At 50.0% G+C, this 7,475-nt stretch carries 9 protein-coding genes; 7 read left to right on the forward strand and 2 right to left on the reverse strand.

Annotation, left to right across the window (positions count from 1 at the left end):
• From MiSe_RS46265 to MiSe_RS46280, 4 genes are all read left to right on the forward strand, one after another.
• Positions 1–256 (forward strand): hypothetical protein (locus MiSe_RS46265; protein ID WP_226593656.1); only part of this gene is annotated, 256 nt, incomplete at its 5' end.
• Positions 257–283: 27 nt separating this feature from the next.
• Positions 284–511, forward strand: a complete 228-nt coding sequence (locus tag MiSe_RS46270) for a hypothetical protein (RefSeq protein WP_226593659.1) — start codon at positions 284–286, stop codon at positions 509–511.
• A 126-nt stretch (positions 512–637) separates the two neighbouring features.
• Positions 638–1,810 carry a SpoIID/LytB domain-containing protein gene (locus MiSe_RS46275; protein WP_226593661.1) on the forward strand — a complete coding sequence of 391 codons (1,173 nt, stop codon included), beginning with the start codon at positions 638–640 and terminating at the stop codon, positions 1,808–1,810.
• Positions 1,811–1,895: 85 nt separating this feature from the next.
• The gene (locus MiSe_RS46280; RefSeq protein ID WP_226593663.1) at positions 1,896–2,156 is read left to right on the forward strand and encodes a DUF4177 domain-containing protein; all 261 of its coding nucleotides are present in this window, start codon (positions 1,896–1,898) and stop codon (positions 2,154–2,156) included.
• Between the two features lie 29 nt (positions 2,157–2,185).
• Here the strand turns inward: MiSe_RS46280 and MiSe_RS46285 are convergent, their stop codons facing one another.
• A complete protein-coding gene (locus MiSe_RS46285) occupies positions 2,186–3,487 on the reverse strand; it encodes an ATP synthase subunit B family protein (RefSeq protein WP_226593664.1) in 1,302 nt (433 codons plus the stop codon).
• Positions 3,488–3,870: 383 nt separating this feature from the next.
• On the opposite strand from MiSe_RS46285, the gene MiSe_RS46290 reads away from it, so the two are divergent.
• Positions 3,871–4,353: an ATP-binding protein gene (locus tag MiSe_RS46290; RefSeq protein ID WP_226593666.1), complete on the forward strand. Its 483-nt coding sequence runs from the start codon at positions 3,871–3,873 to the stop codon at positions 4,351–4,353.
• Between the two features lie 267 nt (positions 4,354–4,620).
• On the opposite strand, the gene MiSe_RS46295 is transcribed toward MiSe_RS46290, so the two are convergent.
• Positions 4,621–4,911: a DUF6439 family protein gene (locus MiSe_RS46295; RefSeq protein WP_226593668.1), complete on the reverse strand. Its 291-nt coding sequence runs from the start codon at positions 4,909–4,911 to the stop codon at positions 4,621–4,623.
• A gap of 46 nt (positions 4,912–4,957) precedes the next feature.
• Here MiSe_RS46295 and MiSe_RS46300 point away from each other — a divergent pair, with 46 nt between their 5' ends.
• Positions 4,958–5,359, forward strand: a complete 402-nt coding sequence (locus tag MiSe_RS46300; protein ID WP_226593670.1) for a sll0565 family protein — start codon at positions 4,958–4,960, stop codon at positions 5,357–5,359.
• A gap of 268 nt (positions 5,360–5,627) precedes the next feature.
• The gene (gene asnS / locus MiSe_RS46305; protein ID WP_226593672.1) at positions 5,628–7,022 is read left to right on the forward strand and encodes an asparagine--tRNA ligase; all 1,395 of its coding nucleotides are present in this window, start codon (positions 5,628–5,630) and stop codon (positions 7,020–7,022) included.
• The last annotated feature ends 453 nt before the right edge of the window (positions 7,023–7,475 follow it).

Here is a 7,475-nt window from a genome sequence, read left to right on the forward strand (position 1 = left end):
TGCCGCCGTGCCCCTACTGGGTCGCGATCGCCCCATCATGATGTCAAGATTGATCGTCGGGGCACGGCATCAATCAGCTTTGCCCCTGACTCGAAGGTTTTCTGCCGCCGTGCCCCTACTGGGTCGCCCTCGCCCCATCATGATGTCAAGATTGATCGCCGGGGCACGGCATCAATCAGCTTTGCCCCTGACTCGAAGGTTTTCCGCCGCCGTGCCCCTACTGGGTCGCGATCGCTGCATCATCATGCCAACATAGATCCTCGGGGCACGGCATCAATCAGCTTTGCCCCTGACTCGAAGGTTTTCTGCCGCCGTGCCCCTACTGGGTCGCCCTCGCCCCATCATGATGTCAAGATTGATCGTCGGGGCACGGCATCAATCAGCTTTGCCCCTGACTCGAAGGTTTTCCGCCGCCGTGCCCCTACAACGCCTGCCCCTAACGCGAAGGTTTTCTGCTGCCGTGCCCCTACAACCAGTTGCGATCGTTTATCTGCAACCGGAAACGATATAAAATTACCTTTGGAGTTGTAGCGATCGCTTGCTCCATAACACACCATAACCTGTTTGTCAACCGTTTAAACTAGGAAAAGTAAGGTTGCAGAACAACTTCAACATCATTCCAGAGGTTTGGTAAAAGATGGTAGCCGCACGTTTGTTATTCTCGCTTTTATCCACAAGAAGGCAGCAATCGATGCCGGGAACAGGAGGAAAGCTAGCGATTGCTTTCCTATTCTGGATGGCAGCGATCGCCCCGGCAAAGGCAGAGTTGGAATTGCGCGTTGCGATTAAAGAGGGCGTCAACCAAGTCCAAGTCGGCAGTTCCACCAAAGCCATCATCCGCGATGGGGTGGGTAGACCCTTGGGAGAAATTGCGGGAATGAATTCGTTCAACGCCTCTTACAACGGTGGTGGCGTTGCTATCGATAGATGGCGTTCGGGGGCGGTTTGGATCGAACCGACGAATAGCGGCTATGTTTGGATTGGCGATAAATGGTATCGAGGCCGCACCCTGGTAGTCCCCACCAGTAATGGCTTAACCGCCGTCAACTATGTCAATTTAGAACAATACCTCTATAGCGTGTTGGGCGGAGAAGTATACCACAGTTGGCCTGCTGAAACCCTCAAAGCTCAAGCCGTTGCTGCCCGCACCTACGCCCTTTACCAGCGCCAAACCAGGGGCAATACGATTTACGATCTGGGCAATACGATCGCTTGGCAAGTTTACAAAGGCATCGAAGATGAAGCCCCAACCCTGTACGCCCCCGTGAATGCAACGGCGGGTCAGGTAATGGCGCACAACGGCAGGTTAATTCTGGCAGCTTTCCACGCTTCCTCTGGCGGACATACAGAAAATGTGGAAAACGTCTGGTCAGAACCTCGACCCTACCTGCGGGCGGTGCCCGACTTCGACCAAGGAACGCCGAATTTTCAGTGGGTAGAAAGATTCTCGCCTCAAGAAATGGGTCGCCGCATCACCGGGGTAGGGAACGTGGTATCTGTGCTACCAGAGCGCATCTCCCCGTTTGGGCGCGTATTGAGTATGAAAGTAGTCGGCACAAACGGCAGTCGGGTGGTGACTGGGGCAGCTTTACGCCAAACTCTGGGACTAAAAAGCACTTGGTTCACCATCGCCCCGGAAGGGTCAACCTCGACACCCACAGCGTTTCGCATCGACGGGCGCGGTTTTGGTCACGGACTCGGTTTGAGTCAGTGGGGCGCTTACAATATGGGGCGTTCTGGTGCTAACTACCAGCAAATTTTGCAGCACTATTACCAGGGGGCGAATTTAGCCAAGATCAAAGTCCGGTAAAAATAGCTTCGTTGCAAACTTCCTAGCGGGTAGTGGGTATTGTGTAATTAGAAACAAAGACCCACGCATACCGGCGACCTGCCCTATGAGCGAAACTACAACTGCCCTTGCGATCGCCCTGCCAAAGTGGGAGTACTGCTTTGTGCGGTTAAACGACTTTGCGGGTGATTTCCGTCCCCAAAGTATCAACGGCGAAGAGTTGCGAGATAAACCCCTACCTAATTTGCACGAGTTCACCAATCAATTAGGAGATCAAGGCTGGGAATTGGTAGGTGTAAACTATACCCCCGGTTACGGATATGGCTTCTTGATTTTTAAGCGCCCTAAAGTTATTCTCGAAAACTAAGTGGGTGATCGGTGAGGATGACCCATGACCTATGACCCAGACTGATTCAGCCGTCGCTGCCATTCCGCATCAATTTGCTCAGATTGCTCCAGTTCCTGCTCTATTAAGTCAGTTTCAGTAGTGTAAGCTAGATCTTCGCGGTTGATGACGGTTTCGGTAGCAAATTGGCGGGCGTAGGCGATTTTCTTTTGCAAGTCGGCATCGGCTTGATTGAGCAACATCGCTCGTTGCTGGCGTTGGTCGTTGCGTTTGGCAATTTTGCTATTGCGCCACTGAATCCAGAAATAGCGAATTAAAGGTACAGCTAAGAAAGCCGTGCCGTAGCCGAGTAAAAGCCAGTAAATTGATTGCACGAAGGCAACGAAGCCACCCAATTGTGCCGCGACGATGCCATCTGCTAATAGATTACCCAAAACTAAAGCACCGACAAAGTTAAGCACGCCCAAGCCGACTGAAAGCATAATTTGTCCTGAAGTCGCTTGAGAGAAGCGCCAGGGCAATTCTTTGAGGTAAGATTGCACTGGCTGGGGTTTTTGCGTCCGCGCCGTTACCTGCAATTCTGGGAAGCGATAGACGATCTGCCCTTCTGGACTGACTGCGGGATAGCCGTTAAATCGAGTCAAGACGGGCAGCATGTAATCTTCGTACTCTTTAGCATAGCCAGAGCCGAGATTGTCTAAATAGGGTGCAATTTGTTCGGCGACGACAGCACCCCCGTTGTTGCGAATCACCGTAGCAATTTCTTGCCAGCGGCGTGCTTCTAGGTTGGCATTGGGGTTACCATCGCCAAATAGGAACGAGAAAACCGCCAAGAGGAAATTCAACTGGGGTTTTTCGCCACGGCGCTGGTCATACCTGGGGCTATCGTAGTCGGGATAGAAAATCCAAAACCAATCTGGACCAAACCAGAAGTTAGGCAGAAAGACGATGCCGCCGCCAGAGTCGCCTCTATCGTCGCTGTCTCGACTGGAATTGACGGCAATTAGGATGAGAGCGATCGTTACAAAAATCAGGACAATAGATACGAGTAACGCGATCGCGAAGGATATGCGGATCAGGTAGAACAAGACCCGCCAAATCTTCTCCCACCACTGTTGCAACTGCAACCGCAAAAACTTGCTGCGGAGGATTCCCCGGAAATTCCGCGGAAATTGGTAGGCAATGTCTCCCGCCTGGGAGACTTGTAAATGTCCCCCCGCATCGGATGCCAACACCAATAATCCTTGCTGCGCCGAATTGAGGTCTAATCCAGTTTGTGCCGCAATGTCAGCGACGGTAACGCGGTAGCCCAGATGTTCCACCGCTTTCATAATGGAGGGATTAAAAGCCATTTGCGAAGCCCTCACTTAGAGTTGCCCTGCTACTCCCAGTATAGATTTATCTCAATTCTGCCTTCAGATAGATCCCAGACGCCCGATGACCCATGCCCATTTTTAATGCTTTTTCGATGGAATTTCGCTATAATAATAGGTATATACCCCAGGCATAGATTGTTAAAATCTTGCTGGGGAAACAGCTGCTAATGGAGTTCAACCGAGGTAATTGACCGTAACGAGCGGTGTGAGTAAAGTTTTTAATGTAGGCGATAATTAATGCAAGGTAATCCATTAGCCCTAAACAAGAAGCTTGCTAACGAAGGTTAATTAAAGTATACAGGTATGGAAGCTGTGCGGATTATTCAGTCTGTCCACCTGAAAGCTAGGGGGTCTTGGGAGTGATAGCTATTTCACCGCGTCCAACTGGGCGCACTTGGAACACAATTAGCTTTGCCTCTACCCTCTACCTTTGCCCAATTCTCGATCTGCTGGTGGCGGAAATTCCCGACGCCTTGAGGGCAGAAATTAGATTGGGATTACAGGAAGCTCTAGTCAATGCTGCCAGACACGGCAATAACTTAGATCCCAGTAAAACAGTAGTCGTTCGCTTCTGGGCTGTCGCAGATGTCTACTGGTGGGTGATCTCAGACCAAGGGTCTGGCTTCTCACCCGCCTGTTGTTGCCATGTCGATCCCGATCAACACCTGCCAGAGGAGGAGTCAGAATGCGGTAGAGGGTTGTATATTCTCCACAAAGTCTTCGATCGGGTTGATTGGAACCCCCAAGGAACCGAGTTGAGCCTATGCAAGCAAGTCAAACGTCGCCTGACTTTACCCAGATTCGCTGTTAACAACAATTGTCCGTCACCGCAGCTTGGTTGACGTTTGGGGGCGGGTTTAGTTCAATTGTCGGCGCCGGACTGGCGATAGGTGAAACCAGCCCCTACAGAACCTGTTGAGGTTTGGGGGCGGGTTTAGTTCAATTGTCGGCGGCGGACATTGGCGATAGGTGATATCACTTCGGTTTAGGTAGTCATATTATTAAAGATTGTGCAAACAATCTGGCAAAAGCTGCTCACCTGCTCACCTGCGGTTTTACTGTGAGTATGTAAACCGAAGCGATCTCAAACCCGCCCCTACAGATCTCGCCTACTCGCCTGCTGACTTATGACCGTGAGTGGGGCAAGGGGGAGCGGAAATCGACCGATCTAGCCAGCCTGTGGCTTGCTGGAAGCGCGGAAGTGCTTCTTCTGGTTGATCTTTGAGCAAAAAGACGAGTGCGGCGGCGGCTTGCTCGCTGGCACGGGCTTTGCGGTTAGATTTTAATCGGTGCCAGTCGTTGGGAGTAATTGTCAGTCGCTCCATCAGCACTTGCGCGAGTTCTAAAGTGCTGAGTTGACTCAGGGTATCGGTTTTGGGAAGCTGTGTGGTTTCAGGCATACTGAAAGGCTAAGTTCGCATATATCCTTACTCTACTGCAACCACCATGAAGTCGCCTGAAGAACCATCCCAGTCAAATCGATCCCCATCCGATTCCCGAACCCGCAAGACCCAAGAGGACGAACAAGAGTTGGCGCGCAGTCTGGAAGAAGTGGATCGATCGCTGCAAGCTTTAAAAGAACGCTACGCACAAGTACAGCGGGATCGCCAGCGTCAGAAAGAACTGCAACATCGCTACGAAGAAGTGCGGCAAGATCTGCGTAGAGAGCGATCCCAGCAACTGATCGCCGAGTTGCAGCAAATCAAACAACAGCTGGAAATGCTAGAAGTCAGCCTGGAAAGCAGTTTGTTCAGTTTCAGCAGTTTGAGGGAGCCTTTTTGGCAAGCAGTCAGATTTGCCGGGATCGGGATCGCTATTGGTTGGTTGCTCAAGTCTTGTGCAGGCTAGGATCGAGTTTGGGGATCGCTACTTGCCGAGGGCAAGTTGCAATCGGGATCGATGACAGCGGATTGCTAGCGAGTGAGGGAAAGCGAAATCGCTTTGTTTGTGTAGCCGCTGCACAAATACCCGCTACACAAACAAAGCCCTAAAGGCTGCAATCTGCTATAAATTCTTATCGATCCCAGCCAGCGATCCCCGTCTGTGCGTAAGATGGGATCGCCCTCAGCTTGCGTTTTTCGATAATACTGAATGAATCATTGCTTTTAACTGCCTCATGACAACTCAACGTATTGCCGATATCCTCCGCACTGGTCAACCCGATGAATCTGTTAAAGTTCAAGGTTGGGTACGCACGAAACGGGAATTAAAAGATTTTACTTTTGTCGAGGTCAACGATGGCTCGTCGATGGCGAACCTGCAAGTGGTGCTGAATGCAGATTTGCCTAATTATGCCGAAATTATCAAGCAGATGAATACGGGTGCTTCGGTAGAAATTGACGGCGTTTTAGTAGCTTCCCCGGCGAAGGGACAGCGAATCGAAGTGAAGGCGTCGGCGATGCAAGTATACGGGGACGCCGATGCGGAAACTTATCCGTTACAAAAGAAACGGCACTCCTTCGAGTTTTTACGGACAATTGGACATTTGCGCTCGCGCACCAACACTTTCGGCGCTGTCTTCCGCGTCCGCAATGCCTGCGCCAGGGCGATCCACCAATTCTTCCAAGAACGCGGTTTTTTGTGGATTCACACCCCTATTATCAGCGCCAGCGATTGCGAAGGGGCGGGCGAGATGTTCACCGTCACCGGCTTTAATTTAAATAACATCCCCCTCACAGAAGATAAAAAACAAGTCGATTACAGCAAAGACTTTTTCGGCAAACAAGCTTATCTCACCGTCAGCGGACAATTGGAAGCTGAAGTGATGGCAATGGCGTTTAGTAATGTATACACTTTTGGCCCCACTTTCCGCGCCGAAAATTCTAACACTTCCCGTCACTTGGCAGAATTTTGGATGATCGAACCAGAAATGGCTTTCTGCGACTTGACAGGGGATATGAACTTAGCCGAAGAATTTCTGAAATATATCTTCAAGCACGTGATGGAAACTTGCCCGGAAGATATGGAATTTTTCAACCAGCGGATTGATAATTCGGTTTTAGCGACGGCAGATAATATCATCAACAACGAGTTTGAACGGGTGACTTATACCGATGCGATCGCTCTGTTAGAAAAATCCAACAAACAATTTGAATATCCCGTCAAGTGGGGTTTAGATTTGCAGTCGGAACACGAACGCTATCTGGCAGAAGAATTGTTTAAAAAGCCAACAATTGTCACCGACTATCCAGTGGAAATTAAAGCATTCTACATGCGTTTAAACGACGATGAAAAAACCGTAGCCGCAATGGATATTCTCGCGCCCAAAATCGGCGAAATTATCGGCGGTTCCCAGCGGGAAGAACGTCTAGATATCTTAGAACGGCGGATTAACGCTCAAGGCTTAAATCCGGCTGATTATTGGTGGTATTTAGATTTGCGTCGCTTTGGCACAGTTCCTCACGCTGGATTTGGTTTGGGGTTTGAAAGGTTGGTGCAATTTATGACAGGAATGGCAAATATTCGCGATGTGATTCCCTTCCCCCGCGCGCCGCAAACTGTGGAGTTTTAATCGAGTGCGCTCGCTCAAAGATGAAAAAAGTTGATGCGTGTTTTTCGGGAGCGCTCGCTCATATCATGTCCGTTGAATTGCCCATAATAAAAAAACCTCAACCCTGGGTTGCGTAGGGAGACGGCATCATAAATATCTCGGACAAACAGATAACGTTAATCATGCCGTGTCCCGGCTCATGATTATGGGTAATCTTAAGGACATGATATCAACCATGAAAAAATTTGATGGGTGTTTTTTAGGAGCGCTCGCTCATATCATGTCCGTTGAATTGCCCATAATAAAAAAACCTCAACCCTGGGTTGCGTAGGGACACGGCATCATAGATATCTCGGACAAACAGATAACGTTAATCATGCCGTGTCCCGGCTCATGATTATGGGTAATCTTAAGGACATGATATCAACCATGAAAAAATTTGATGGGTGTTTTTTAGGAGCGCTCGCTCATATC

Source organism: Microseira wollei NIES-4236 (assembly GCF_020521235.1).
Lineage (GTDB): Bacteria > Cyanobacteriota > Cyanobacteriia > Cyanobacteriales > Aerosakkonemataceae > Microseira > Microseira wollei.

Excerpts from the sequence above, each read along its gene's own strand:
- MiSe_RS46285 (WP_226593664.1), bottom strand. The coding sequence starts at position 3,487 with ATGGCTTTTAATCCCTCCATTATGAAAGCGGTGGAACATCTGGGCTAC.
- MiSe_RS46275 (WP_226593661.1), top strand. The coding sequence starts at position 638 with ATGGTAGCCGCACGTTTGTTATTCTCGCTTTTATCCACAAGAAGGCAG.
- MiSe_RS46280 (WP_226593663.1), top strand. The coding sequence starts at position 1,896 with ATGAGCGAAACTACAACTGCCCTTGCGATCGCCCTGCCAAAGTGGGAG.
- MiSe_RS46295 (WP_226593668.1), bottom strand. The coding sequence starts at position 4,911 with ATGCCTGAAACCACACAGCTTCCCAAAACCGATACCCTGAGTCAACTC.
- MiSe_RS46300 (WP_226593670.1), top strand. The coding sequence starts at position 4,958 with ATGAAGTCGCCTGAAGAACCATCCCAGTCAAATCGATCCCCATCCGAT.
- asnS (WP_226593672.1), top strand. The coding sequence starts at position 5,628 with ATGACAACTCAACGTATTGCCGATATCCTCCGCACTGGTCAACCCGAT.